General features: G+C 64.4%; 27 protein-coding genes, 1 tRNA gene and 1 pseudogene. 16 read left to right on the forward strand and 13 right to left on the reverse strand.

Annotation, left to right across the window (positions count from 1 at the left end):
- Positions 1 to 4 precede the first annotated feature (4 nt).
- From kdsA to HNS34_RS03285, 11 genes are all read left to right on the forward strand, one after another.
- The gene (kdsA, locus tag HNS34_RS03235; RefSeq protein WP_172318863.1) at positions 5 to 838 is read left to right on the forward strand and encodes a 3-deoxy-8-phosphooctulonate synthase; all 834 of its coding nucleotides are present in this window, start codon (positions 5 to 7) and stop codon (positions 836 to 838) included.
- A 78-nt stretch (positions 839 to 916) separates the two neighbouring features.
- A complete protein-coding gene (locus tag HNS34_RS03240) occupies positions 917 to 2,215 on the forward strand; it encodes a mechanosensitive ion channel family protein (RefSeq protein WP_172317994.1) in 1,299 nt (432 codons plus the stop codon).
- Between the two features lie 75 nt (positions 2,216 to 2,290).
- Positions 2,291 to 2,365 (forward strand) — tRNA-Gln (locus tag HNS34_RS03245).
- Between the two features lie 495 nt (positions 2,366 to 2,860).
- On the forward strand, positions 2,861 to 3,256 hold the full coding sequence (locus HNS34_RS03250; RefSeq protein ID WP_172317996.1) for a hypothetical protein: 396 nt from the start codon (positions 2,861 to 2,863) through the stop codon (positions 3,254 to 3,256).
- 16 nt (positions 3,257 to 3,272) lie between these two features.
- On the forward strand, positions 3,273 to 5,423 hold the full coding sequence (locus HNS34_RS03255; protein ID WP_172317998.1) for a thiamine pyrophosphate-dependent enzyme: 2,151 nt from the start codon (positions 3,273 to 3,275) through the stop codon (positions 5,421 to 5,423).
- Entirely contained in the window at positions 5,420 to 6,895 is a 1,476-nt protein-coding gene (locus HNS34_RS03260) for an indolepyruvate oxidoreductase subunit beta family protein (protein ID WP_172318000.1), read from the forward strand. Before HNS34_RS03255 ends, HNS34_RS03260 begins: the two co-directional genes overlap by 4 nt.
- 2 nt (positions 6,896 to 6,897) lie before the next feature.
- A complete protein-coding gene (locus HNS34_RS03265; protein WP_172318002.1) occupies positions 6,898 to 7,320 on the forward strand; it encodes an acyl-CoA thioesterase in 423 nt (140 codons plus the stop codon).
- Positions 7,317 to 8,258 carry a ketopantoate reductase family protein gene (locus tag HNS34_RS03270; protein WP_172318004.1) on the forward strand — a complete coding sequence of 314 codons (942 nt, stop codon included), beginning with the start codon at positions 7,317 to 7,319 and terminating at the stop codon, positions 8,256 to 8,258. The genes HNS34_RS03265 and HNS34_RS03270 overlap by 4 nt, the downstream gene beginning before the upstream one ends.
- A gap of 79 nt (positions 8,259 to 8,337) precedes the next feature.
- Positions 8,338 to 9,372, forward strand: a complete 1,035-nt coding sequence (locus tag HNS34_RS03275) for a TRAP transporter substrate-binding protein (RefSeq protein ID WP_172318006.1) — start codon at positions 8,338 to 8,340, stop codon at positions 9,370 to 9,372.
- Complete coding sequence (locus HNS34_RS03280) at positions 9,372 to 9,890, forward strand: TRAP transporter small permease (protein ID WP_172318008.1); 519 nt, start codon at positions 9,372 to 9,374, stop codon at positions 9,888 to 9,890. The genes HNS34_RS03275 and HNS34_RS03280 overlap by 1 nt, the downstream gene beginning before the upstream one ends.
- Positions 9,891 to 9,896: 6 nt before the next feature.
- Positions 9,897 to 11,249 (forward strand): TRAP transporter large permease, encoded by a 1,353-nt coding sequence (locus HNS34_RS03285; RefSeq protein ID WP_172318010.1) that lies wholly within the window; start codon positions 9,897 to 9,899, stop codon positions 11,247 to 11,249.
- An 18-nt stretch (positions 11,250 to 11,267) separates the two neighbouring features.
- Here the strand turns inward: HNS34_RS03285 and HNS34_RS03290 are convergent, their stop codons facing one another.
- Complete coding sequence (locus HNS34_RS03290) at positions 11,268 to 12,179, reverse strand: LysR family transcriptional regulator (RefSeq protein WP_172318012.1); 912 nt, start codon at positions 12,177 to 12,179, stop codon at positions 11,268 to 11,270.
- Between the two features lie 115 nt (positions 12,180 to 12,294).
- Here HNS34_RS03290 and HNS34_RS03295 point away from each other — a divergent pair, with 115 nt between their 5' ends.
- Positions 12,295 to 13,470, forward strand: a complete 1,176-nt coding sequence (locus tag HNS34_RS03295) for a cytochrome P450 (RefSeq protein WP_172318014.1) — start codon at positions 12,295 to 12,297, stop codon at positions 13,468 to 13,470.
- Positions 13,471 to 13,527: 57 nt separating this feature from the next.
- Here the strand turns inward: HNS34_RS03295 and HNS34_RS03300 are convergent, their stop codons facing one another.
- Positions 13,528 to 13,815, reverse strand: a complete 288-nt coding sequence (locus HNS34_RS03300; RefSeq protein WP_172318016.1) for a hypothetical protein — start codon at positions 13,813 to 13,815, stop codon at positions 13,528 to 13,530.
- Here HNS34_RS03300 and HNS34_RS03305 point away from each other — a divergent pair.
- Positions 13,795 to 13,947 (forward strand): annotated as a pseudogene (locus tag HNS34_RS03305) (aldehyde dehydrogenase (NADP(+))); the annotation flags it as partial. The gene HNS34_RS03300 and the pseudogene HNS34_RS03305 sit on opposite strands and share 21 nt — an antisense overlap.
- Before the next feature lie 25 nt (positions 13,948 to 13,972).
- Here the strand turns inward: HNS34_RS03305 and HNS34_RS03310 are convergent.
- Genes HNS34_RS03310 through HNS34_RS03325 form a run of 4 tightly spaced genes read right to left on the reverse strand, consistent with a single transcriptional unit; the run spans position 13,973 to position 16,967 of the window.
- Complete coding sequence (locus HNS34_RS03310) at positions 13,973 to 14,734, reverse strand: creatininase family protein (RefSeq protein WP_172318020.1); 762 nt, start codon at positions 14,732 to 14,734, stop codon at positions 13,973 to 13,975.
- Positions 14,731 to 15,372: a glutathione S-transferase family protein gene (locus HNS34_RS03315; protein ID WP_172318022.1), complete on the reverse strand. Its 642-nt coding sequence runs from the start codon at positions 15,370 to 15,372 to the stop codon at positions 14,731 to 14,733. Before HNS34_RS03315 ends, HNS34_RS03310 begins: the two co-directional genes overlap by 4 nt.
- Positions 15,359 to 16,156: an amino acid ABC transporter permease gene (locus tag HNS34_RS03320; RefSeq protein WP_172318024.1), complete on the reverse strand. Its 798-nt coding sequence runs from the start codon at positions 16,154 to 16,156 to the stop codon at positions 15,359 to 15,361. The genes HNS34_RS03315 and HNS34_RS03320 overlap by 14 nt, the downstream gene beginning before the upstream one ends.
- Before the next feature lie 7 nt (positions 16,157 to 16,163).
- Positions 16,164 to 16,967, reverse strand: coding sequence for a transporter substrate-binding domain-containing protein (locus tag HNS34_RS03325; RefSeq protein ID WP_214647411.1), 804 nt, complete (start codon positions 16,965 to 16,967; stop codon positions 16,164 to 16,166).
- Between the two features lie 514 nt (positions 16,968 to 17,481).
- Here HNS34_RS03325 and HNS34_RS03330 point away from each other — a divergent pair.
- Positions 17,482 to 18,222 carry an NYN domain-containing protein gene (locus tag HNS34_RS03330; protein ID WP_172318026.1) on the forward strand — a complete coding sequence of 247 codons (741 nt, stop codon included), beginning with the start codon at positions 17,482 to 17,484 and terminating at the stop codon, positions 18,220 to 18,222.
- Between the two features lie 70 nt (positions 18,223 to 18,292).
- Here HNS34_RS03330 and HNS34_RS03335 read toward each other — a convergent pair whose 3' ends face one another.
- The 3 genes from HNS34_RS03335 to HNS34_RS03345 all read right to left on the reverse strand — a co-directional run bounded on the left by HNS34_RS03335 (position 18,293) and on the right by HNS34_RS03345 (position 21,295).
- A complete protein-coding gene (locus tag HNS34_RS03335; protein ID WP_172318028.1) occupies positions 18,293 to 19,534 on the reverse strand; it encodes an MFS transporter in 1,242 nt (413 codons plus the stop codon).
- A gap of 76 nt (positions 19,535 to 19,610) precedes the next feature.
- Complete coding sequence (locus HNS34_RS03340) at positions 19,611 to 20,600, reverse strand: NAD(P)H-quinone oxidoreductase (RefSeq protein WP_235952609.1); 990 nt, start codon at positions 20,598 to 20,600, stop codon at positions 19,611 to 19,613.
- 17 nt (positions 20,601 to 20,617) lie between these two features.
- A complete protein-coding gene (locus tag HNS34_RS03345; protein WP_172318030.1) occupies positions 20,618 to 21,295 on the reverse strand; it encodes a COQ9 family protein in 678 nt (225 codons plus the stop codon).
- 107 nt (positions 21,296 to 21,402) lie between these two features.
- On the opposite strand from HNS34_RS03345, the gene rpsU reads away from it, so the two are divergent.
- Together rpsU and HNS34_RS03355 are read left to right on the forward strand one after the other, a co-directional pair.
- Positions 21,403 to 21,609 carry a 30S ribosomal protein S21 gene (gene rpsU, locus HNS34_RS03350; RefSeq protein WP_025310998.1) on the forward strand — a complete coding sequence of 69 codons (207 nt, stop codon included), beginning with the start codon at positions 21,403 to 21,405 and terminating at the stop codon, positions 21,607 to 21,609.
- A gap of 428 nt (positions 21,610 to 22,037) precedes the next feature.
- The gene (locus HNS34_RS03355) at positions 22,038 to 22,202 is read left to right on the forward strand and encodes a hypothetical protein (protein ID WP_172317956.1); all 165 of its coding nucleotides are present in this window, start codon (positions 22,038 to 22,040) and stop codon (positions 22,200 to 22,202) included.
- 82 nt (positions 22,203 to 22,284) lie between these two features.
- Here the strand turns inward: HNS34_RS03355 and HNS34_RS03360 are convergent, their stop codons facing one another.
- From HNS34_RS03360 to HNS34_RS03375, 4 genes are all read right to left on the reverse strand, one after another.
- Positions 22,285 to 22,938: a hypothetical protein gene (locus HNS34_RS03360; RefSeq protein WP_235952610.1), complete on the reverse strand. Its 654-nt coding sequence runs from the start codon at positions 22,936 to 22,938 to the stop codon at positions 22,285 to 22,287.
- On the reverse strand, positions 22,935 to 23,075 hold the full coding sequence (locus HNS34_RS03365; protein ID WP_172318032.1) for an aa3-type cytochrome c oxidase subunit IV: 141 nt from the start codon (positions 23,073 to 23,075) through the stop codon (positions 22,935 to 22,937). The genes HNS34_RS03360 and HNS34_RS03365 overlap by 4 nt, the downstream gene beginning before the upstream one ends.
- A 70-nt stretch (positions 23,076 to 23,145) precedes the next feature.
- A complete protein-coding gene (locus HNS34_RS03370; RefSeq protein ID WP_172318034.1) occupies positions 23,146 to 23,286 on the reverse strand; it encodes a hypothetical protein in 141 nt (46 codons plus the stop codon).
- A 90-nt stretch (positions 23,287 to 23,376) separates the two neighbouring features.
- On the reverse strand, positions 23,377 to 23,844 hold the full coding sequence (locus HNS34_RS03375; protein ID WP_172318036.1) for a DUF6173 family protein: 468 nt from the start codon (positions 23,842 to 23,844) through the stop codon (positions 23,377 to 23,379).

Here is a 23,844-nt window from a genome sequence, read left to right on the forward strand (position 1 = left end):
CGATATGAAACAAGTCGAGATCGGGAAGATCGTTGTTGGCAACGATCGCCCCCTGACCCTCATCGCGGGCCCCTGCCAGTTGCAGACCCGCGACCACGCCCACATGATCGCCGGTCGCATGGCCGAGATCTGCGACCGGGCGGGCGCGCAATATGTCTTCAAGGCCAGCTTCGACAAGGCCAACCGCACCAGCCTGAAGGGCAAGCGCGGCACCGGCATCGCGGAAGGGCTGGAGATATTGCAGAGCGTCAAGGACAGCTTCGCCTGCCCGGTCCTGACCGATATCCATACCGAGGCACAATGCGCCGAGGTCGCGCAAGTGGCCGACATCCTGCAAATCCCCGCCTTCCTGTGCCGCCAGACCGACCTGTTGCTGGCCGCGGGCCAGACCGGCGCGGTGATCAACGTCAAGAAGGGGCAGTTCCTGGCGCCCTGGGACATGCCCAATGTGGTGGCCAAGATCGAAAGCACCGGCAACACCCGCATCCTGCTGACCGAGCGCGGCACGTCTTTCGGCTACAACACCCTTGTGGCCGACATGCGCGCCCTGCCGCAGATGATGCAGACCGGCTATCCGGTGGTGATGGACGCCACCCATTCGGTGCAGCAACCCGGCGGGCAAGGCGGATCGTCGGGCGGTCAGCGTGAATTTGCCCCGGTCATGGCGCGCGCCGCCGTCAGCCTCGGCATCGGGGCGGTCTTCATCGAGACGCACGAAGACCCGGACACCGCTCCCTCGGACGGCCCCAACATGATCCCGCTCGACCGGATGGAGGCGCTGGTGCAGGGCCTGATGCAGTTCGACCGACTCGCCAAGGCCGACCCGATCCGCATCTGAAGGTGCAATCCGCACTTTTCCACGAGGGTCGAAACCCCTAGGATCACCGGCATATTTCCAGATCGCCGGTGATTTTCCATGCGTCTCATTCTTCTGCTCGCCCTCCTTGCCCTGCCTCTGCCCGCGCTGGCGCAGGACGCCGCCCAACCCGAGGGCACGATCTCGGTCGAGAACTCGCTGGAGGAGGACGCCGCCATCGCGGTGCGCATCCGCGAGATCATTCGCCAGCTCGACGGCTATGACGACGTCACCGTCTATGTCGCCAACGGCATCGTCACCCTGCGCGGCACCACGCTGGACGCGGCCACGGCCTCCGCGCTGAACGGGCTGGTCTCGCGGGTCGAAGGCGTCGTCGCGATCGAGAACGAGGTCGAGGAGACCACCGATGTCGTCGAACGCCTGACCCCTGCGGTGGAACGCCTGCGGGCCCGCACCATGCAATTCATCTCCTTCCTGCCGCTGATGCTGATCGCTGTCGTGGCGGGCCTTCTGGTGATGTGGTTCGGCTTCTTCATCGCGCGCCGCAAGAACCCCTGGGACCGCATGGCCCCCAATGCCTTCATCGCCGATATCTACCGCCAGATCACCCGGCTCTTCTTTGTCGTCATGGGTGTGGTTATGGCGCTGGACCTTCTCAACCTCACGGCCCTTCTGTCCACCATCCTGGGCGCCGCCGGGATCGTCGGCCTCGCCATCGGCTTTGCGGTGCGCGACACGGTGGAAAACTTCATCGCCTCGATCATGCTGTCGATGCGCCAGCCCTTCCGCCCCAAGGACCTGGTCGAGATCGAGGGCGATACCGGCCATGTCATCCGCCTGACCAGCCGCGCCACGATCCTGCTGTCGCCCGACGGCAACCACATCCGCATTCCCAACGCGACGGTGTTCAAGGCGCGGATCGTGAATTTCACCCGCAATGACGAACGCCGCTTCACCTTCACCCTCGGCATCGACGCCAATGCCGACCCCGCCGAGGCGCAGAACATCATCCTGGCCGCATTGGCCGAGCTTCCCTTCCTGCTGACCACCCCCGGCCCCTCCACCTGGGTCGAGGAGGTCGGCGACAGCAATATCACCATCACCGCGGCGGCCTGGGTCAAGCAGCATGAAACCGGCCTCTTCATGGCCCGCGGCGAGGCGATCCGCATGGCCAAGGCAAGGCTGGAGGAGGCCGGGATCACCCTGCCCGAGCCGACCTACCGCCTGATCACCCAACCCGCCGAGACCGCCAAGCCAGCGCCCGCCCCCGAGGCCGCCCCAGCCGTGGCCCTGCCCGTGCGCGACGAGGAAACCCAGGAGCTGGAACGCATCGTCGACGCCGAACGCGCCGACACGCAGCACAAGGATCTGCTGGCGCATGAAGCCCCGCAGGAATAGCCGCGGGCGCGGGGCATTTTTTGACCGAAAGGTCTTGATCCCCCGCCCCAGCTTGCGTAACTAGCGCTGCACAGTTGGGGTGTAGCCAAGCGGTAAGGCATCGGTTTTTGGTACCGTGTATCGTAGGTTCGAATCCTACCACCCCAGCCAGCCACTCTCCTGATTCCAGACCGTGCAGAGTGTCCCTCACATAGTGGCGTATTTTCAAACGGATGTGTGGATAGCGTTCTGGCGTAGACCGGGACCGGGCCTCGAACAGGGCCCGATATCGCCGGAAGTCTGGGCCCGGCACTTTCGCGATACGAAGGTGAGAGATGTCGGATCAGAGCGTGGTGATCAGCTGGCGCTGTTCAGCCCAGTCCGTTGGAAGGTCGTGACGGACACACCAGTCGGACCTAAGGCCCGGAGGCTGTCTTCCATCCATTACATCGCGGGTAATGTCCGGTGCCAGAAAGGCGAGACCGACGATCTGCTGGATGCGGCGCTTCGATTCACTCTCTGTTTCGGCAATATCTGAGAACGTTTCACCGGCCCTGATCCGCGCGAACCAGGCATGGGCCTTTGAGGTGCTTCCCAATTCGTGGTCGATGCCCGGATTTTCTGAGCTTCATTCTGCTCCTGCGGATATGGTCTCATACATGCCGGATGCCGGAGGAGTTCGAGGCGGTCTGGCCAAACCTCGGCGATGTCAGCTTCGTCTCGACCCTGTCCAGGCAAGGTCAAACCCCGCTTGCTCGACAGCGCGATTTGATCCGCGACGTCGGCAAGACCTGCGACCAGAACAAGGCCGCTTCTTCGAGCCGAAGCGCGAGCGTCATCTGCACCAAAGAGAACCGCAAAAGCCTCACCGGCCTGTCGGGCCGAGCCCGGTTGGCGGGCCGTCTCCGACCCGTTCTCCTGTCGGTTGCGACCACGTGCTGCAGGGTCGGATCGAAGCGAGTCATCTGTATCGAGATTTTGAATGAAGCCTATTCAGTAATTAAAGTTTACTTTGATTTTCGTGGGGGCGAATGTCCTGACAGCCACTGGCCAGCCATCTGAAAGGGGATCTCAACCCATGGAAGTCTCGTTCGCCAAGGAAATCGAGAAGTTGAAGCTCGGGGATGGCGAGACCTTCGAGGGTGAGGGGATCCTGGCCGTTACCAAGGCGCTTCTGCAGTCCGGTGTCTCCTATATCGGAGGCTATCAGGGCGCGCCTGTGTCCCATCTGATCGACGTCATGGTGCAGGCCGCGCCGCAGATGGCCGAACTGGGCGTGCACGTAGAGCCCTGCACGAACGAAGCCTCTGCCGCGGCCATGCTAGGCGCGTCGATCATGTATCCGGTGCGCGGCGCTGTGACCTGGAAATCCATCGTCGGCACCAATGTGGCGGCGGATGCGCTGTCGAACCTTGCCTCACCCGGTGTGATGGGCGGCACCTTGATCGTGGTGGGGGAGGATTTCGGCGAAGGCTCCTCTGTCATCCAGGAACGCACGCACGCTTTCGCGATGAAATCCACCCTGTGCCTGATGGATCCGCGCCCGAACCTGACCAGTATCGTCAATGCGGTGGAGACGTCGTTCGAACTGTCCGAGGCGTCCAACACCCCGGTCATGATGGAACTGCGCATCCGCGCCTGCCACGTGCAGGGCAGTTTCCAGGCCAAGGATAATGTGGCGGCCGACATCTCGATGACGCAGCTCCTGGCCGAACCTGCGCCGCATGTCTACGAACAGCTTGCCCACCCGCCCGCGACCTTCGGGCACGAGCGCAAGAAAAGCGGCGAACGGATGCAGGCCGCGCGGGATTTCATTCGCGATCGCGGCTTGAACGAGCTGTTCGAGGGCCGGATGCACAAGGATGTGGGCCTGATCGTCCAGGGCGGTCTCTACAACGCGTTGATGCGCGCCCTGGAGGAGCTTGGACTTGCCGATGCGGCGGGCAATTGCGACCTGCCGATCATGGCGCTGAATGTCGTCTATCCGCTGGTCCCCGACGAGATCACCGCCTTCGTGGAAGGCAAGCGCGCAGTGATGGTGCTGGAAGAGGGCCAGCCGGAGTTCATCGAGAACGAGATCGGCACGATCCTGCGCCGAGCGGGCTGTGACGTGACACTTGCGGGCAAGGACATCATGCCATTGGCAGGCGAATATTCCGCGCCGGTCCTGCTGGAGGGGGTGGGTGCCTTTCTGCGCCGACATTTGCCGTCGCTTGGCAATGTCCTGGGGGAGCAGGACTATGACGCAGAGGTGCAGGGCCTGAAGGAACAGGCCGCCAGGCTGCTTGGTGCCCCCGTGCCGCCGCGTCCGCCGGGGTTCTGCACCGGATGCCCGGAACGGCCTTTCTTCTCGGCCTTGAAACTGACCGAGCGCGAGATCGGCAAGGTGCATTACTCCGCCGATATCGGCTGCCATGCCTTCGCAACGTTCGCGCCCTTCAACTTCGGCAACTCGATCCTTGGCTACGGGATGAGTCTCGCCTCGAACGCCTCTGTCGCGTCCTTTCAGAAAAAGCCGCCGCTTGCGGTCATGGGCGATGGCGGTTTCTGGCATAACGGATTGCTGTCGGGGGTGGCGTCGCGGCTGCTCAATGGTGGTGACGGTGTCCTGGTGATCATGAAGAACGGCTATACCTCGGCCACCGGCACGCAGGAGGTCATCTCCTCCCCCGATCCGGCGCTGAAGCTGAAAGCGGCCGAGAAAAGCGCGACCCATGGCGAAACCACCATCGAGGATGCGCTGAAAGGCGTTGGTGTGAAGTGGCAGCGCACAGTGCACACCTATGGCGTGGCCAAGATGCGGGACACGTTGCTGGAGGCGTTCCGGTCCCCGTTCAAGGGGCTCAAGGTCATCGTGGCCGAGGGAGAATGTCAGCTCGAAAGACAACGCCGCATCAAACCCATCCGCGCCAAGGCGCTGGCGGCGGGCGAGCGTGTGGCGCGTGACCGGTTCGGGATCGATGAGGATACCTGCACCGGCGATCATTCCTGCATCCGCCTGTCCGGGTGCCCGACCCTGACGGTCAAACCGGCCTCGGACCCGCTGAAGACCGACCCGGTAGCCCATGTCACCAATGGCTGTGTCGGTTGTGGATTATGTGGCGAGGTCGCCCATGCGGCGACGCTCTGCCCATCTTTCTGGAAGGCCACGATCATATCGAACCCGACCTGGTGGGACAGGGCCAAGGCGCGCTTCAGCGCGACCCTGGCCCGAGGGACAGTGGCATGAGCGATGTGGTGCGCATTCTGGTCGCCGCGCTCGGCGGCGAAGGCGGCGGGGTTCTGACCAGTTGGATCGTGGCCGCCGCGCGGGCGGCTGGCAAGGAGGTGCAGGCGACTTCGGTGCCCGGCGTGGCGCAACGCACGGGATCGACCAGCTACTACATCGAGATCGCGGAACCGGGGCAGGGGGCGGTGTTCAGCCTCGTGCCACTGCCCGCGCGTATCGACGTGGTGCTGGCCAGCGAATTGGTGGAAGCCGCCCGTTGCATGGCAGGCGGTTTCGTGTCGCCTGACCTGACCACGCTGATCGCCTCGACCAACCGGGTCTATTCAACCGCCGAGAAGATCAAGTTGGGCGATGGCCGTTATTCGGAAAACAAAATGCGCGAGGCGGCCCAGGCCATGGCCAGGACCGCGCATCTGCTGGATCTCGACGCCCTGGCGACCGCAAACCGCACCTTCATCTCTGCGACCATGTTTGGGGCGTTGATGGGGGCCGACGTTTTGCCATGGAGTGATGAGGTATCGCTCTCCGTCATCGGCGGCAACCAGGCCTCGATCGATGGGGCCCGTGCGGCGGCCGAGGCGGTCCGAAACCCGATGCACGCGCCGGACGCGACTGCCGCTGCACCTGCCGCGATGCATCTCGAAGGGTTGCCGCCCGAGGTGCAGACCATTGTGGGCCACGGACATGACCGGACCGTCGATTTTCAGGATGCGGCTTATGGCCAGGACTACCTCACCCATGTCGCGGGGCTGGCCGCTGTCACGGATATGGCGGATCACCGCGCTGTCTATGCCCTGTCCGAGGCCGCCCGCCGACTGGCCCTGTGGATGGCTTACGAGGATGTGGCTCGCGTGGCGGATCTCAAGACCCGGCCCGAACGGTTTGCGCGCATCCGCGACGAGGCAGAGGTGACGCCCGATCAGGTGCTGTGGGTGACGGAATACCTCAAACCCCGCGCCGAGGAGGTTGCCGACATCCTGCCCGTGGGTCTGGGGGCCTGGGTCATGCGGCGGGTTGCTCGGGGCAGGGGGCTGCCCTTTACCGGGCGGGGCGTCCATATCCGCTCGAACGGAGTCTTTGGCTATCGCCTGTTGCGCCTTGTGGCGGGAATGGGCCGCTGGCGCCGCCGCTCGTTCAGGTTCCGCGCCGAGATGGAAGACATCGCGCAATGGCTTGAAGCTATGAGGACCGCGCTTGGCCGGGATGCCGGGTTTGCCTCTGTGCTGGCGGAACTGCCGCGCGTGCTGAAAGGCTATTCCGACACGCAACAGCGCGGCAAGGCGGCCTATTCGAAGATCATGCACGGCATTGTCCTGCCCGCGATCGCCGCGGGCCAAGAGGCGCAAACCGCCCAGACCCTGCGCCATGCCGTTGCAGCGGCCCTGGCCGACGAAGATCACGCGGCGCTCGATGCCATCTTGTCCGGGGCTGAGGCCCCCGATCCGCGCATCCCCAATCTGCGGAGCGCCTGACCATGCTGACCAGCCGACGGACTGTCTTGATTGAATGGGGCGATTGCGACCCCGCTGATATCGTTTTCTACCCCAACTATTTCCGCTGGTTCGATGCCTCGACCGCCGCGCATTTCAGGTCGGCGGGATTGCCGAAGCCGAAACTGGTGACCGATTACAATGTCGTCGGCTTCCCGATGGTCGATACCCGGGCGCGGTTCCTTGTCCCGTCGCGCTATGGCGACGAGGTTGTGATCGAAACCCGGATCGCCGCCTTTGGCCGGTCGAGCTTCGAGGTCGAACACAGACTGATGCGGGGCGACGTGCTGGCCGTCGAAGGCTTCGAAAAACGGGTTCTGGTTGCGAAATCGGCAGATGGCGCGGGGCTGAAATCCGTGCCGGTGCCCGAGGATGTCCGGGCGCTGTTCACCGGGGACGACACATGAAGATCGTGGTTCTGGGAGCAGGGGCCATGGGGTCCGTCTTTGGCGCGCGGTTGCACTTGGGCGGAGCCGAGGTCACGCTGCTCGATGTGAACGAGGCCCATATCGCGGCAGTGCGCGAAACCGGCCTCAGCGTGGCGTTGGATGAAGGCACTCAGGTGCTGGACATCCCGATCATGCGGCCCGAGGTGTTCGTGGACCCTTCCGATCTGATCCTGCTCTTCACCAAGATCTTCCACACCGATGCGGCGCTGCAAACGATCCGGCGGCATCTGAACAGTACCCCGGTGCTTAGCCTGCAGAACGGCATTGGCAACGTGGAACGGATAGCCCGACATCTGCCGATGGAGCGGATTCTCATCGGTATGACGATGACGCCCGCGGAATTCATCGCCCCTGGCAAGGTCGCGTCATACGGGCCAGCGACCACGCAATTCCATGCCGCCGATGGCCAGCACCGCCAGCTGCTGGACGACATCGCCGCAGCCATGCGGGCCGGTGGCATCGACGCGGCGATCGACCCCGATATTCAGGCCGCGATCTGGGAAAAGGCCGCCTTCAACTGCGCCATGAACGGGCTCTGCGCCCTCTCGAACGCGACGCCAGGGGCCATCGGTGCCTCCGAGGCGGGCCGAACCCTGGCCTTCGAGGTTGCCGACGAAGCCGTCTCGGTGGCGCGGGCCAGCGGTGTCGCGGCCGACCCGGACAAGGTCAGGGCGCTGATGCGTCACGCTTTCGCGCAACACGTGTTTCACGAGGCCTCGATGCTCCAGGACCGCAAGGCCGGACGCCGCACCGAGATAGACGCGCTGAACGGGGCCGTTTCCGAGACGGCGGCGCGGCTTGGCATCGCCACACCGGCCAACAACACGATTGCGCGTCTCGTGCGCCTGTTCGAGGACGCGAAAGACTGGATGACGCATCACCAATCCAAGGCATGACGCAGAAAAGGCTTGCCATGAGAGGGGGGCGCGTCTTCGATGACTGTAACCGACGAACCAAAAAGGGGAGGAGACCCACATGAACTATCTTGCACTGACAGGCACCCTTGCCGGCGCGCTGTCGCTGGCAACGGCCGCCTCGGCCCAGGAATACACATTCCGCCTGCACCATCTGCTGAGCGCACAGGCCCCTGCCCATACCCAGATGCTGGTGCCTTGGGCCGAGCGGATCGAGGAAATGTCCGAAGGTCGCGTCGAGATCGAGATCTTTCCGGCCATGACCCTCGGCGGTGCCCCGCCCGAACTGATCAGCCAGGTCCGTGACGGCGTGGTCGATCTGATCTGGACGGTCAACGGCTACACGCCGGGTCTGTTCCCGCGCACCGAGGTGTTCGAACTGCCCTTCGTCTACGTGAACGATCCGGTCGCGGCGAACCTTGCGATGTATGACATGTTCGAGGAGTACCTGGCCGAGGAATACCAGGGCGTCGAGGTCATGTTCCTGCATGTCCACGCGGGCCAGGGCATTCACATGGTCGAAACAGAAACCCGCAGCCCGGCCGATTTCGAGGGCCTGCGGATGCGTATCCCGACCCGCACCGGATCGTGGATCATCGAGGCGCTCGGCGCGACCCCGGTGGCGATGCCGGTGCCGGACCTGCCGCAGGCGCTGCAAACCGGTGTCGTCGATGGGGCCTTCATCCCGTGGGAGATCATCCCGCCGCTGCGGATCCAGGAGCAGACCGAGTTCCAGATCGAAGGCTACGACATGGCCCGTTTCGGTACCACCACCTTCCAGGTGTCGATGAACGCCGATCGCTGGAACGGATTGCCCGAGGACATCCAGGCCATTTTCCGCGAAGCGTCCAACCGCGAATGGTGGGGGCAGGTCGGTGAGATCTGGCGCAACTCGGACAATTTCGGGATCAACATGGCGGTCGAGGCGGGCAATACCCACGTCGTCCTCAGCGAGGATGAGACCGAGGCCTTCCGTGTGGCGCTGGAGCCGGTGGTCGATCGCTGGATCGAGGAAGTATCCGGCATGGGCATCGAAGGCGAAGCCCTTGTAGAAGCCGCACGTGAGGCGATCGCGGCGAACGCTTCGGACATGTGATGGAGGCTCCCGTCCTTGATACGCGCCGCACCGGCTGGACCGGTGCGGCGGAGCGGCTCATCAATTTCTGGTCGCTCATGGGCGGAGTCATGGTGGTGGCGGTTGTCCTGATGAACGTCTGGGCGGTCGTCGCTTCCATCCTCGGGATTCCGTTCGCGGGTGATTTCGAGCTGACCCAGATGGGCATCGCCATCGCGGCCTTCGCCTTCCTGCCCTATTGCCAGATAACCGGAGGCAACGTTACCGCCGACATCTTTACGGCGCGCGCCTCGCAGTTCTGGGTCTCGGTATTCGCGCTTGCGGCCTCGATCGTCGCACTGCTTTTCGGCCTCTTGCTGCTCTATTCCATGTATGGCGGCATGCTCAGCCAGCGTCAGTACAACTACACCACCGCGATCTTGCAGATACCGATCTGGTGGGCCTATCTGCCCTGCCTGTTTTCGCTGGTCCTACTGGCCGTGGCCTCCCTCATCACCCTCTTGGACAACCTCGGCAAGACCGTCCGGGGCGGAACCTGATCCATCATGCTTGATCCAATTACCCTGGGGCTGATCAGCCTTGCCATCCTGATTCTGCTGATCGCGCTCAGGATGCCGATTGCCTATTCCATGATCCTGGTTGGCGGCGTCGGCACCGTCATCATGAACGGCCCCTTTACGGTCCTGAACCAGCTCAAGACGCTGGCCTTTGGCTCGTTCTCGAATTACGGGCTGTCCGTGGTGCCGATGTTCGTGCTAATGGGCGCGATTGCCAGCCGCTCGGGCTTGTCCAAGGCCCTGTTTCGCGGGGCCAACGCCTGGCTGGGATGGGCGCCGGGCGGCACCGCGATGGCGGCCATCGCGGGCTGCGCGGGGTTCGGCGCGGTGTCGGGATCTTCGCTGGCCACCGCTTCGACCATGGGGCGCATCGCGCTGCCGGAACTCAAGCGCTTCAACTACTCCGGTGCGCTTGCGACGGGCTCGCTGGCGGCGGGCGGCGTGCTTGGCATTCTCATTCCGCCCTCGGTCGTGTTGATCATCTACGCGGTGATCGTCGAGGCCAACATCGTGACCATGTTCATGGCGGCGATGATCCCCGGTTTCCTCGCCGTGCTGTTCTTCATGCTGACCATCCTGATCTACGTGATGATCAAGTCCGAGGCGGGCCCCAAGGGCGGTGCCGCCGACCGGGCCGAGTTCATCGCCGCGACCATCGGTTTGCTGCCGGTCTTCCTGATCTTCGGCATCGTGCTTGGCGGTATTTATCTTGGCTTCTACAATCCGACCCCGGGTGCGGCCATCGGCGTGTTCCTGGTGGCAATCTACGGGCTGGCCATGCGCAGCCTGACCTGGGAAGGCACCATCGGCAGCCTCAAGGAAACCGCCGGCACCACAGGCATGATCTACCTGATCTTGCTCGGGGCCGAACTGATGAAGATCTTCATGTCGCGCATCCGGATGCCGCAGGCCACCGCCGAATGGATCTCGACCTCTGGGCTGGAGCCGATGACGGTCCTGATCTTGCTGCTGGTCGCGCTGATCCTTCTGGGCTGCCTGATGGACTCTCTGTCGATGATCCTTCTGGTCATCCCGTTTTTCTGGCCGGTGCTGGTCGAACTCAATGGCGGGCTCTACGCTTTCGGCCCAGACACCGGTTTCGGGATGAGCACGGAGGATCTGAAGGTCTGGTTCGGGATACTCGCGCTCATCGTCGTGGAACTGGGGCTGATCACGCCGCCTGTGGGGATGAATGTCTTCGTCATCTCGGCGTTGGCGCGCGACACGCCAATGATGGACACGTTCAAGGGCGTGTTGCCGTTCTTCGGCGCCGAGCTTGTCCGCGTCGTGGTGCTGATCATGTTCCCGGTTCTGACCTTGTGGCTGCCAAGCGTGATGTGACGCGGCCCCCGCCCCATATCAAAGGGGCGGGATTTGGGCTTTCACTTCCCGCGCGATGAGGTCGCGCAGCCAGATATGCATCGTCGAGCGATGGGTGCGTGTGGTCCAGACCAGGTCGATCTCGAACGGAGACGGGCAGGGGCAGTCACGGATGCACAGCCCGCCACATTCCGCCCGGGCCACGCGCATCGGCAGGGTGGTCATCAGGTCGGTTCCCTTCAGCACACCACCGATCCCCGCCGGACTCGGCACGTTGAGGATCTGGTTGAGGCTGAGCCCGAGGTCGTCCAGCGCCTTGAGATACCCCGACCTCCAGCCCCCCGCATAAAGCACAACGGCATGATTGGCGGCGATGTAGCTGTCCAGCGTCAGCGGCGCAGCGGCCAACGGGTTCTCAGGATCCATCACGCAGACGTAATGTTCCGTCAACAGGTTGCGACAGAAGAATTCCGGCGTGTCGGGCTTGAGCGGCCCGATCAGCAGATCGGCCTCGGAGCGCTTGAGTTGCAGATGGCCTTGCGAGATCGACGGAATGGTCTCAATCCGCATGCGCGGCGCGGCGCGGCGCAGGGCGCGGATGAGAGGCGGCAGGATGATCTGCCGTTCGTAGAAGTTGCACGCAATGGTGACCTTGGCCGAGGTCCGTTCCGGATCGAACTCCGCCGGCTCGGCGATCTCGCCTATTTCGGCCAGCGCCCGCGTTGCGAACTCGTGCAGTGTAGCGCAGCGCTCGGTGGCAACGACGCTGCCGCCCTGACGGTAGAAAAGGGGGTCATCGAAGGCCCGGCGCAACTTTTTGATCGTATAGCTGACAACCGACTGATTGATCCCCAACTGCGCCGCCGCCTCGGAAAAGGACCGCAGGTCATGAACCAGCCGCAAGATGTTCAGCGCCGCGAAATCCACCCGTCCGGTGTCGGTCTTTGCCATGGGGCTGCCTCCTCAAAATCTGTTTCCCAGATACGTATCATCTATCGGATCAGTTTGTCAGATGTATCGCCAGTATGTAATCCTGAGGAAAGCTGCGAAATTGAGGATGGATCCAATGCCCCTGGCCCCGGTCGATAACGACGTCACCATCGCGGAACTCACGCGTGCGCCTTACCCGATCTATCAGCGCCTGCGCGCGGAGACGCCGGTTCTGGACGTGTCTGCGGTAGGACGGATCCTGCTGACCAAGGCAACCGATACGCGCGCGGTGAAGGATGACCCCGAAACCTGGAGCTCGAACGACCCGAACACGCCGATGGAACGCGCCTTCCAGGCCCATACCCTGATGCGCAAGGACGGGGCGGCGCATCTGCGCGAACGCAACGCGATGATGCCGACCTTCTCGGCGAAGAATATCAAGACCCATTGGGTGCCGGCCTATGAGAAAATCGCCTCGGAATATCTCGACCGGCTGCCGAAAGACGAGATAGTCGATCTGTTCCCGGCTTTGGCGGGGCCGGTTGCGGCGAACATCCTGTCGGTGATCCTGGGTATTCCCGAGGCCGGCGACGACGACATGCAGGAATGGTCGCAGGCCCTGATCGACGGGGCCGGGAATTTCGGATGGGAGGACGCCCCGTTCAAACGTGTCGACCTCGCGCATGTCCAGATGAACAAGCTGATGGAGGACAAACGCGACGCGCTGATCGCCGAGCCTGACCAATCCGCCTTGTCGATCATGCTGAATGCCGAGGATCCGATCGAATGGAGTCAGATGATGGCGAACGTCAAGATCGCCATCGGCGGCGGCATCAACGAGCCGCGCGACGCGCTGCTGACCATCCTCTACGGGCTGCTGTCGGACCCCGAGCAGCTGAACTGGGTCAAGGAAAACGAAAAATGGAGCGATGCCTTCGAAGAGGGCGTGCGGTGGGTCGCCCCAATCCAGGTGTCCTCGCGCCGGGCCACGCGCGATGCGCAGATCCGCGGCATCGACATCCCCGAGGGCCGCGTGGTGATGACGGTCCAGGCCTCGGCCAATCACGATGAGGATGTGTTCGAGGATGGGCACCTCTTCAACGTCTTCCGCGACCGCAAACCGCATCAGAGCTTCGGTGCCGGGCCGCATCACTGCATGGGGACGCATATCTCGCGGATGATGGTCGGCAAGATCATGTTGCCCATGATCTTCGACCGCTTCCCGAACATGTCACTGGTGCCCGATGAGGACCCCAACTGGTTCGGGTTCGGCTTTCGGGGCCCCTTGCGTCTACCTGTGCGGCTGAGCTGACGGGCAGCGCCGAACGGGCCCGCACTTCTTTGAACACGCGCCTCGGCTGATGCGGTCTCACTGGCGTTTCGGACCGAACCGGAAGGCAACCTGCCAGCTGGATTTGGCCTTTGAACCGACGTGGGGCTCGGACAGGGCGAAGGCGCCGGGGTATTCGCCCGCGACCATGCGCGGCAAGGAGGCGTCCTTCTTGTCATCGGGCAGCGATTTCAGCGAGCCGATCAGCGCGTTGCCCCGGGCGATCAGGCTGGCCACGGGCACCCAGCCGCAGGCCAACTCTGCGGCGACGACGCAGTATTCCAACGCCCCTGAGGGGCGACATATCTCTGCGACGCGATGGTCCATGGCGGCCCCTACCCGGCCTCGACCAATTTCGGGGCCACCTCGGTCGCCACCCTCTCGATCCGCCGCTGGCTGCGCCCGGTCTGCTACCAGAACCTGCCCGAGGCGATCTTGTCTGAAGACCTGAGGGGCTGACCACCTCACGGCCACCCGGCGCGCATCATGTTGCCGGGTCCTGGTCCTGGGTTTCGGCGCTGATCCCGGCAAAATCCAGCATATCCTGTGCCGCCTCGCCGATCGCCAGGTCAAGCAGCGCCTCGCCATGGTCGGGGCGGGCAAGCTCCGACCATGATCCGACGCGACCACAGGGAAATTGCGCCCGGTGCTCGTCCGGCGGGCCGTGGCGGTCGCCCGCATGGGCGGCGCGGAACGCCGCGTCCAGCGGCTCCGGGGCGGGCATGTGGGCGCGCTCGATCCGGCGGTGGCGGGCCATGGTGATGGCGATCTCCGACGGGGTCGCGTGCATCCCCTCCCACTCGCCGTAGAGCGATTGCCGCCGCGCGTTGGTGGCCTCGTAATCCCACCAGGACCGGATGCGCATCGACAGGGGTGCCTCCCCCGCCAGCGCCTTCAGCGGCGCAAGATTGGCCCCATGGGCATTGACCACGTAGAGGCGGCGAAAGCCGTGCGTGGCCAGCGCCGCGATGATATCGGAGACGAGGGCCGTGAAACTCGCCTCCGAGACCGAGATCGTGCCGGGGAACCCCATGTTGAAGGGGGCGGGCGTGTAGGGCACGGGCGGCAGCATGATCGCGCCCGCCCGCGCGCTCGCGCCCTCGGCCACGGCGGTTGCGCATAGGGCATCTGTGCCGATCAGGCCAATGGGCCCGTGCTGTTCGGTCGAACCCACCGGCAGCACCGCGTCGTCGCGCGTGGTCAGGTAGGTCTCGACCTCTTCCCAACTCATCTGTTGCAGGATCATGCATCCCCCATCTTCTGCGTCACCCACCCGGCCAGGGTCCGGCGGTAGGTCTCCAGCACCTCGGCACTCTCTGGCGTGGGCGGCGGCCCCGTCTCCGGCAAGTCCAGCCCGAGGCCGAGCGCGCCATCCAGCGCCTCCAGCACCGCGCGAACGGCCCAGTAGCCGCAATCGGGCAAGCCCGGTGTTGCAGTGCCGGAAAGATACCGGCCACCCTCAGCCCCCTGCGCCACGATGTCCAGCGGGCGGGTCAACGCCTGCCTGGCCGCCTCCGGCACCGGCTGCCGCGCGCCCACGAAGGGGAACAGCGCCCGCGCCGCCGGTTCAAGCCGCGTGTCGATCTGGCGCGACAGCGCCCGCGCCCGCGCCCGCATCCGCGCGCCCTGTGGCATCAACGGCCGTCCGGCGCCGATCTCATCGAGATATTCGATGATGGCGTCGGATTCGGTCAGCACGAAATCGCCCTCGATCAGGGCCGGAACCGTGCCTTGCGGAACGATCCTGCGATAGGCCGCGCTGGTATAGCCATCCGGCGGCGGCGTCTCGGGCAGCGTCAGCCCCTTCAGGGCCAGCGCCAGCCGCAGCTTGCAGCAATAGACGCTGAGGGCCGTGCCGTAGAGAACCCGGTCAGTCGCGGCCATGCACGCCCAACCCCATCCGGCGTTCCATGACCCGCACACCCCAGGAGACCAGCAGGATCAGCACCAGGTATTCCATCACCAGGAAGGTGTATATCTCCAGCGGGCGGAACTCGGTCAGCGTCAGCTCGTTCGCGCGCCGCGTCAGTTCCTGGAACCCGATCACCGAGACCAGCGAGGACATCTTGAGGACATAGACATACTGGTTGCCAAGCGCGGGCAGCACCGCGCGCACGACCTGCGGCAGGATCACCAGGCGCATCGTCGTCCAGGGCTTCAGCCCCAGGCTGCGGGCGGCCTCGCCCTGGCCCACCTTGATCGACTGCAACCCCGACCGGAAAATCTCCGAGGTGAAGGCGCTGTCCGAAATCGCCAGGCACACAAGGCCGGTCATGAAGACGCCAAGCTGCAATCCGGTCAGCGCCGGAAGCCCGTAATAGACCCAGAGGATCATCACCAGAAGAGGGATCGACCGGAAGAACTCGACATAGACCCGGCTGGCCCGCTTGACCCATCGCCGCTTCGAGATGCCCATCAGCGCCACCAGAAGCCCGATGATCAGCGAGATCAGCATGGCCAGCGTCGAGATCGAGATCGTCGCCCAGAACCCTTTCAGCAGAAAGGACAGGTTGGCCTGCCCGCGCGAATCCGAAGGCGACAGGATATACCAGGCAAAGGTGTATCCCCCGCCCGATCCGACCGAACACCCCGCGAGCAAGGTCAGCACCCCGGCAAGGAGCGCCGGCAACCGCCAGCGCCCCGCGGCTTCGCGTGAAGCTTTGCTCATGCCAGGCTCAGCTCTGGCCCAACCATCTTTGGTCAAGCTCGGCAAAGAACCCTTCCGTCCGCTTCAGCGTGACCCAGGTGTTCATGAAGTTCAGCCAGACCTGGTCATCCTGCGCCACGACATAGGCAAAGGGCCTGCGGTTGCGCATCTCGGATCCGGGCACCAGAATACGCAGCTCGGGGAACCGCGTGACCAGCGTGCCGCCCTCCACATTCGAGGTGATGGTGACATCCGCGCGCCCCGAAAGCACCTCCTGGAAACCGGTCGCGGGCGTCTGCACCGCCTGGATATCGGCCAGGGGGAAATGGGCGCGGGCCTGTTCCTCGAACACCGTCCCCATCGAGACCGCGACCCGCACACCGGGCTGGTTGATGGCCTCCCAGGTGCCGTATTGATCGGCGCTGCCCGCCATGGACAGCGGAACGGTGCCCGCCTCGGTATAGGGCGTGGTGAAGGCCGCGACGCGGGCGCGCGACATGTTCACCGAGGCGCCCGAGAAGATGTCGTAGCGATCCGCCGCGATGCCCGCCGTGATCGTGGCCCATTCGGCGACGACCCATTCGATCTCGACGCCCAGGTCGGCGGCAAGCTGGGTCATCGCCTCGATGTCATAGCCGACGCGGGTGTTGGACCCCGGATCGCGGAACGACATCGGGTTGAAATCCCCCGTGGTGCCGATGCGGATGGTGCCACGGTCCAGGATCCGCGCCAGGCGCGAATCGGAAACCTGCGCCTCGGCCGGGGTTCCGCTGGCCAGAACCATGCCTCCGGTTCCCAGTGCTGCGGCGACGAAAATGTCTCTTCTGTTCATGATCTATTTCCCTGTTTTTCGAGTGTGATTGCCTTGGCCCGCCCGGGGTGCGCCGACCGGTCTTTTCCGGTCTCTCCGACCCATGCGGCGTGAAAAGACCCTTCTATGTCGTGATCGCGGGCACCGCGCCGGTGTGGTCCGGTCCGGGGCATCGGCAAGCGCGCTGATGCCCACGGACCCCTCCGCACCGGAAGGGGTGCCGCAGCACGGCGGCTGCACACCTGATCCCAGGCCCCTCGTTCGCGCGGGTCCCATTGGCTTCATGCCCTCAAGCTTGTTGCATCACGCTGAATAATGTTGCGCTAGATGCAACTCTCGGTCAATAGGAAAGATGTCATCGAGGCGCGCGTGCCTATCGTGATCCCGCGTCTGGCCCTGCGCAGCATCGCACCGCGCGGACCGCCGCACGGCCACCCCTTGCATGACCGCGCCCATATCTCATACTCAGGGGCATCGGATCGGGACGCGGATTGCCTCGGCCCGCAACAACTCGAACATCGGACAGGGCCCATCCATGGAAGACGCATCGAAACCCCCGCTCCTGGCCGTCCTGATCGACGCGGACAATGTCTCGGCCAAATATGCCGAAGCGATGTTCGACGAGATCGCGTCGCTCGGCGAGGCCAGCATCCGCCGCATCTATGGCGATTTCTCGGGGGGCGGGGCGCAGGGCTGGACCAAGGACAAGCTGGCGTCGCTGGCCATCGTTCCGCATCAGCAATTCGCCAACACCACCGGCAAGAATGCCAGCGACATCGCGCTGGTCATCGACGCGATGGACATTCTCCATTCGGGCCGCTTCGCCGGGTTCGTGCTGATCTCGTCCGACAGCGATTTCACCCGGCTCGCCAGCCGCATCCGCGAACAGGGGGTGGATGTGTTCGGCATCGGGATGCGCAAGACGCCCGCCGCCTTCGTGAAGGCCTGCAAGCGGTTCATCTACGTCGAGAACCTCATCTCGGAGCCGTCGAAATCCAAGCCGAAACCCAAGCCGCAGAAAGAGGACGCATCCGACCTCGCCCCGGCCCCGCTGGAAGATCCGACCAAGCTGGTGACGCGTGCGATGGATGCGATCGACCAGGATGACGAATGGTTCACGCTTGGCCAGATCGGCCAGTATATCTCGGCCGCGACCCCGGATTTCGACACCCGCAGCTATGGCAAGCGCAAGCTGAGCGACCTGATCTCGTCGCTGAAAGTGTTCGAGACCAAACGCGGCGAGGGCAACCAGATCCTCGTCCGCAGGCTGGACTGACCTGCGCCGACGATCACGGTCCTGCGCGGGGCGTTGCGCCATCTGTCGGTCTTATCGCCTTGCGCATGCGTCAGCGGGTCTGCGCGACCGGGTCCGGCGCGATCCCCCCGTGGCGGGGCCCGCCTCCGGGCCAGACCCGGGCCGCCAGCCCCACCGCCAGCGCCGCGACCAGGGCCAGCACCAGCAGCGTGCCGGGCAGCCCGATCAGCGGCCCCAGCCACCCCGCCGCCGGATAGGCCAGCAGCCAGCAGGCATGGCTCAGCGCGAATTGCGCGGTAAAGAGCGCGGGGCGATCCTCGGGCCCCGCCGAGCGCTTGAGCAGCCGCCCCGACGGCGTCATGACGCCCGCATTCAGCGCCCCCAGCACGCCCCAGGTGGCCAGCATCAAGGGCCAGCCCCCGACGCCCGCCAGAAGCGCCAGGCCATAGGCCGCCCCGACCCCGGCCAGCCCCGCCGCCGCCGCCAGCATCACGTGTCTGTCGCGGGTCACGCGCAAGAGGCGCGGCAGGCTCAGCGCGACCGCCATCGACCCCGCGCCGAAGGCCGCCATCGACAGTGCCACGTCACGTTCGGCCCCGTCGAACCGGCCCCGCACCAGCACCACGGTATCGACCAGGACAAAGGCGATCACCGCCGACAGCGCCATGTTCAGCGCCAGCAATCCCCGCAGGCGCGGCGTCGCAAGGTAGAGCCGGCCCCCCCGCGTCAGCCGGTCCAGGAACGGGCGCGGCGGGACGCGGCCCTGCGGCGGCAGCCCGGTGCGCAGGATCAGCCAACCGGAGATGAGAAAGCCCAGCGCCGTGCCCGCGAAGAGGGAATTGTAGCTCACCACCAAGAGCAGCAGACCGGCCAGCGTCGGGCTCAGCAGGTTCTCGATGTCATAGGCCAGGCGGCTCAGCGACAGGGCGTTGGTGTAATCCTCCTCGTCGCTCAACACATCCGGGATCACCGCCTGGAATGTCGGGGTGAAGCTCGCCGAGGCGATTTGCAGGACAAAGATCAACAGGTAGATCTGCCAGACCGCGCTCACGAAGGGCAGCAGCAGCGCCACACCTGCGCGTGCCAGGTCGGCCCCGATCATCACCGCCTTGCGCGGCAGCGTGACGAAAAGGGCGGCGGCCAGCGGCGCGATGCCGACATAGGCCACCATCTTGATGGTCAGCGCGGTGCCCAGAACCGTGCCCGCGCGGTCGCCCGCAAGGTCATAGGCCAAGAGCGCCAGCGCCACGGTCAACAGGCCAGTGCCCATCAACGCGACCACCTGTGCCGCGAAGAGGCGGGCAAAGACCGGGTGGCGCAGGATCCTCAGCATGACCGCCCCGATGCACCGGGGGGTGTACAGGGGGTGCATCGGGGGGTGTACGCGGGGTGCCTGCCCATTTCGGGCCTCACCCGACCTTCAACACGATCTTGCCGATATGGGTCGACCGCTCCATCAACGCATGCGCCTTGGCGGCCTCCTCCAGCGCAAATTCCGAATCCATCACCGGCCCGATCTTGCCCGCATCCAGCCAGGGCCAGACATGTTTGCGCAGCTCCGCGGCAATCACGGCCTTGGCCTCATTGCTCTGCGGGCGCAGGGTCGATCCGGTCATGGTCAGGCGCTTGGTCATCAGCACGGCAAAGTTCACCTCGGCCACCGGGGCTTGCAGGAAAGCGATCTGCACCAGCCGCCCGTCATTGGCCAAGGTCTTGAAATTGCGTGCGATATAGTCGCCACCGACCATGTCCAGGATCAGGTCCGCGCCGCCCTCCTCGCGCATCACCTCGACGAAATCCTCCTCGCGGTAATTGATCGCCCGCTCCGCGCCAAGCTCCACGCAGGCGGCGCATTTCTCTTCCGTTCCGGCGGTGACGAAGACCCGCGCGCCCAGTTCCCGCGCGATCTGGATCGCCGTGGTGCCGATGCCCGAAGAGCCGCCATGGATCAGGAACCGCTCGCCCGCCGTCAGACGTCCGCGCATGACGACATTGGACCAGACGGTGAAGAAGGTTTCACAAAGCGCCGCCGCCCGATCCATCGCCATGCCCTCCGGCACCGGCAACGCATGATCCGCCTGCGTCAGCGCGTATTCCGCATAGCCGCCACCGGGCAAAAGCGCCGTGACCTTGTCGCCCACCGCGCAGCCCGTGACGCCGGGACCGACCGCCGCGATGGTGCCCGCCGCCTCCAGCCCCGGCAGCGGCGAGGCTTCGGGCGGGGGCGCGTATTTGCCCGCACGTTGCAGCGCGTCGGGCCGGTTCACGCCCGCATACTCCACCGCGATCAGGATCTGGCCCGCGCCCGGTTCCGGCACCTTGACGCGGGTTTCGCGCAGCACCTCCGGCCCGCCGGGTTCGGCAATCTCGATCGCGCGCATCTCACTGGGTAAGCTCATCACCATGTCCTTCTCGTTCAATCCCGGCGCCACGATCCCGGCATATCCGTCGGGGTTGTCGGCGCCTTGATCCGACTCATCAGCCAGTTCGGGCCCGCCATCAGCGGGGCCAACAGCTTGCTGTCGCGCATCTGCGCCTTCAGTTTCTCGATCTGCATCACATCACCGATGCGCCGGTCAAGAAACCCCCATGTCGCCATATGACCCTCGCTGCTGTCGCCAAGCCAGAAGAGGACCGTGGCGGAATAGACGCCCGACAGCGTCATCCGCTTGGTGTACCAGTTGATATCGTCGCTACTGTCACCAATCGCGGTCCAGATCGCGTCCGCGGTTTCCCACAGGGCCCGCGCGCCATCGGCGGCATGGATCGGCAGCGCAAAGAGCGTGGTGCCACGCCGCACGGCCTCCTTCCGGCCCTCCATCAGGTCCAGTCGCAGCCGCACCGCATGGGTGATCTTGTCGCGAATCTTCATCGCGTCCAGATCCTCACGTTCCAGACGCGCGACCATCTCGGCATCGCCGCGCCGGTGAAAGGCCAGCGCCAGATCGACCGCGCCGCGCGGATAAATCGCCCGCACCGCGCCCGGATCGGCCCCGGTATCCTCGATCGCGGCGGCCAATGTGGCCTCGGACCAGCCGTCGAACGGGACATGGTCAAGTGCGGCCTCCAGCACGGTCTCCTTCAGGTCGGACATTGCGCACCTCCTCTCGTGGTCTTGCTGGACATATAGGCCACCCTTTGCTATGGCGCCACTTCCTGCAAATTCTTGCAACTCCAACTTAGAAAGGTGGTGAAAACCACATGCAGGTTAGCGTTCGTGACAACAACGTCGATCAGGCGCTTCGTGCCCTGAAGAAAAAGCTGCAGCGTGAGGGTGTTTTTCGTGAGATGAAGCTCAAGCAGCATTACGAGAAACCGTCCGAGAAAAAAGCGCGTGAGAAGGCCGAAGCAATTCGCCGTGCTCGCAAGCTGGCTCGGAAAAAAGCGCAGCGCGAAGGGCTTCTTTAAGTCGCTTCAGGTTGTGACCACATAAGTGGATCGGCTTTCGCGTTCGAGCGCGAAGCGTGAGAGGCAGAGAAAGCCGATCCGAGATCAACCTGAACGGCCTGAAGTCGTTCAAGCTTTACGAACCGGATCCGGGGGCGACCCCGGCCAAAGACTTCCCCCGCGCCGCCCGGCTCGGGGGTTTTCTTTTTTCAGGGCCCCGCTTTGCGCAAGGTATTTCAGCGCGGGATGCAACCTTTCCGCGACCGGGCGAGTTGTCCCGCCATCGCAGCCCCTGAAAGCGGAGACAAGACATGCACGGAATCATCTACCTCGTCGGCCTCGTCGTCGTGATCATGGCGATCCTGTCCTTCCTCGGCCTCGGATGAGCCGCCGAAGCTTGATGATTTCCCCCACAGGATGGCAAGCAAAACAGTCCTGAATGCAACCAATTGGTCCGTCAGCGAGTTGATCCCGCAAGTAAACGCCGCAACCCGGAAAGGTATCGCGGCAACGCAGCCTGGACCCAAAGGAGCATCGTCATGAACCGCATCATCTACATCGTCGGCCTGATCGTCATCGTGCTGGCCATCTTGTCCTTCATCGGCCTGGCCTGATCCGACACAGCCCGAAACGCGACATGAAAAAAGCCCCTGGGAGAAAACCCGGGGCTTTTTTCATGTCATAGTGCCGAATGGTTCAGCTTCCGCCTGCCGCCGCAATCTCGGCGGCACGTTCGATCCGCAATTCCATCGCCGCCTGACGCGCCAGGATCTCGCGGTTGTTGTCGCTGTCATCGTCATAGATGCGACTGGTGCGCACGCCGGGGATCTGCTCGAACGCGTCCATCGCATTGCGCGGGAAATAGGTTGTCCGCATGGTCTCGAACCCCGGCACCTGTTGCAGGATTCGGGTGATCGAAATGGTGCATTGCGCCTTTGGCACGGCCCCGTATTCCTGCACCAACCGGCTAAGCTGCGCGGCAACCTCGGGCGAGACATCAAGTTCCTGCACCACGACGTGATAGGTCTCACGCGCGTGGTAATCCAGGTAGAAGTCCAGCAATTGCGGGCTCATGCCGAATATGACATCGTTGCGCTCGGGCGCTGCGGGGTGACGCCAGGTGCCCGCGGGATCGAAGAGCAGCCGCTGCTCCCCGTCGATCATCAGCGCCAGGTGCCCGCCCGCGCCGGAGCGGTTCGAGATCATCGTGTAAAGCGTGATCGACGTATTCTCGGGCGGCACGTAACGGGCACGGGCGACGGCCTCATCGGGGGCCCAGACCGGTTCCGCACCGCAGGCCGCGAGACCCAGAACAAGCCCCAGGGCCAGGAACGCGCGCCGCACGATCATTGGAAGAACACCGCGAGGATCACCAGCACCACGATGCAGGTGATGATCGCATTGGTCAGGAACTTGACGAAGCCGTCAAAGGTCGCCTCATGATCCTGAATGTCCATTTCGCCGTGCTTGTGTTCGGTGTCAGCCATGGTCCCGCTATCGCATCCCGCTTGCAATGATTGGTGTTTGATCCCGAATTAGCCGATTTTCCCGCCCTTGTCACGATGCACAATGCGCCGCGGCGCGCGATTGTGACCGGTTTGCGCGACCGATTTCCAGCAGCAGCGGGCAATGGTCGGAGACTTCCGGATCGCGGATCACCTCGAATCGCGCCACCGGCACGCCGTCGCCCGCCAGCATGCAATCGGCAAAGCGCCCCCCCGTGTTTTCTTGGACCGCCGGGTGATGCGCGGCGGGATCGCGCGGGATCGCCCCCGCGCATTGCCCGCATCACGCGTCGCCGTCCTCCAGATCGGCGGCCAGGCGGAACCCGATGCGCTGCGCGGGCTGGTCCGGCACCTGCTTCGGCAGGGCGCGCAGGGTCACGCTGAGTTGGCTGACATGCTGGATCAGCTGCGATTTGATGCCAGCGGGGTCGGTGCCGTAGAAGGTGATGATATCGGGCGCGAAAAACCCCATCCCCTCGATCCGCATCACCCCCGCATCGGACCCGGTGAACCCCATCGCGACCTCATGCTCGGCATCCAGTTGGTCCTCGAAATTCTTGATGTAGAGGATGATCCGCTCATAGGCCCATTCGGCGGGCGATTTCTCCTCGACAGGCTTTTCCTTGAGCTTCTTGGGCAGCGGCTGCTGTTCGGCGGTCTTGGGCGCGCCGGGGTCGCAATGCACGGCACCGGCATCGGGCAGGACGGCGGCCTCCATCGCCTCGGCGGAGGTTAGAATATCCTTGTCCAT

The organism is Alterinioella nitratireducens (genome assembly GCF_013155465.1).
In the GTDB taxonomy this organism is placed as follows: domain Bacteria; phylum Pseudomonadota; class Alphaproteobacteria; order Rhodobacterales; family Rhodobacteraceae; genus Alterinioella; species Alterinioella nitratireducens.

Excerpts from the sequence above, each read along its gene's own strand:
- kdsA (WP_172318863.1), top strand. The coding sequence starts at position 5 with ATGAAACAAGTCGAGATCGGGAAGATCGTTGTTGGCAACGATCGCCCC.
- HNS34_RS03240 (WP_172317994.1), top strand. The coding sequence starts at position 917 with ATGCGTCTCATTCTTCTGCTCGCCCTCCTTGCCCTGCCTCTGCCCGCG.
- HNS34_RS03250 (WP_172317996.1), top strand. The coding sequence starts at position 2,861 with ATGCCGGAGGAGTTCGAGGCGGTCTGGCCAAACCTCGGCGATGTCAGC.
- HNS34_RS03255 (WP_172317998.1), top strand. The coding sequence starts at position 3,273 with ATGGAAGTCTCGTTCGCCAAGGAAATCGAGAAGTTGAAGCTCGGGGAT.
- HNS34_RS03260 (WP_172318000.1), top strand. The coding sequence starts at position 5,420 with ATGAGCGATGTGGTGCGCATTCTGGTCGCCGCGCTCGGCGGCGAAGGC.
- HNS34_RS03265 (WP_172318002.1), top strand. The coding sequence starts at position 6,898 with ATGCTGACCAGCCGACGGACTGTCTTGATTGAATGGGGCGATTGCGAC.
- HNS34_RS03270 (WP_172318004.1), top strand. The coding sequence starts at position 7,317 with ATGAAGATCGTGGTTCTGGGAGCAGGGGCCATGGGGTCCGTCTTTGGC.
- HNS34_RS03275 (WP_172318006.1), top strand. The coding sequence starts at position 8,338 with ATGAACTATCTTGCACTGACAGGCACCCTTGCCGGCGCGCTGTCGCTG.
- HNS34_RS03280 (WP_172318008.1), top strand. The coding sequence starts at position 9,372 with ATGGAGGCTCCCGTCCTTGATACGCGCCGCACCGGCTGGACCGGTGCG.
- HNS34_RS03285 (WP_172318010.1), top strand. The coding sequence starts at position 9,897 with ATGCTTGATCCAATTACCCTGGGGCTGATCAGCCTTGCCATCCTGATT.
- HNS34_RS03290 (WP_172318012.1), bottom strand. The coding sequence starts at position 12,179 with ATGGCAAAGACCGACACCGGACGGGTGGATTTCGCGGCGCTGAACATC.
- HNS34_RS03295 (WP_172318014.1), top strand. The coding sequence starts at position 12,295 with ATGCCCCTGGCCCCGGTCGATAACGACGTCACCATCGCGGAACTCACG.
- HNS34_RS03300 (WP_172318016.1), bottom strand. The coding sequence starts at position 13,815 with ATGGACCATCGCGTCGCAGAGATATGTCGCCCCTCAGGGGCGTTGGAA.
- HNS34_RS03310 (WP_172318020.1), bottom strand. The coding sequence starts at position 14,734 with ATGATCCTGCAACAGATGAGTTGGGAAGAGGTCGAGACCTACCTGACC.
- HNS34_RS03315 (WP_172318022.1), bottom strand. The coding sequence starts at position 15,372 with ATGGCCGCGACTGACCGGGTTCTCTACGGCACGGCCCTCAGCGTCTAT.
- HNS34_RS03320 (WP_172318024.1), bottom strand. The coding sequence starts at position 16,156 with ATGAGCAAAGCTTCACGCGAAGCCGCGGGGCGCTGGCGGTTGCCGGCG.
- HNS34_RS03325 (WP_214647411.1), bottom strand. The coding sequence starts at position 16,967 with ATGAACAGAAGAGACATTTTCGTCGCCGCAGCACTGGGAACCGGAGGC.
- HNS34_RS03330 (WP_172318026.1), top strand. The coding sequence starts at position 17,482 with ATGGAAGACGCATCGAAACCCCCGCTCCTGGCCGTCCTGATCGACGCG.
- HNS34_RS03335 (WP_172318028.1), bottom strand. The coding sequence starts at position 19,534 with ATGCTGAGGATCCTGCGCCACCCGGTCTTTGCCCGCCTCTTCGCGGCA.
- HNS34_RS03340 (WP_235952609.1), bottom strand. The coding sequence starts at position 20,600 with ATGAGCTTACCCAGTGAGATGCGCGCGATCGAGATTGCCGAACCCGGC.
- HNS34_RS03345 (WP_172318030.1), bottom strand. The coding sequence starts at position 21,295 with ATGTCCGACCTGAAGGAGACCGTGCTGGAGGCCGCACTTGACCATGTC.
- rpsU (WP_025310998.1), top strand. The coding sequence starts at position 21,403 with ATGCAGGTTAGCGTTCGTGACAACAACGTCGATCAGGCGCTTCGTGCC.
- HNS34_RS03360 (WP_235952610.1), bottom strand. The coding sequence starts at position 22,938 with ATGATCGTGCGGCGCGCGTTCCTGGCCCTGGGGCTTGTTCTGGGTCTC.
- HNS34_RS03365 (WP_172318032.1), bottom strand. The coding sequence starts at position 23,075 with ATGGCTGACACCGAACACAAGCACGGCGAAATGGACATTCAGGATCAT.
- HNS34_RS03370 (WP_172318034.1), bottom strand. The coding sequence starts at position 23,286 with ATGCTGGCGGGCGACGGCGTGCCGGTGGCGCGATTCGAGGTGATCCGC.
- HNS34_RS03375 (WP_172318036.1), bottom strand. The coding sequence starts at position 23,844 with ATGGACAAGGATATTCTAACCTCCGCCGAGGCGATGGAGGCCGCCGTC.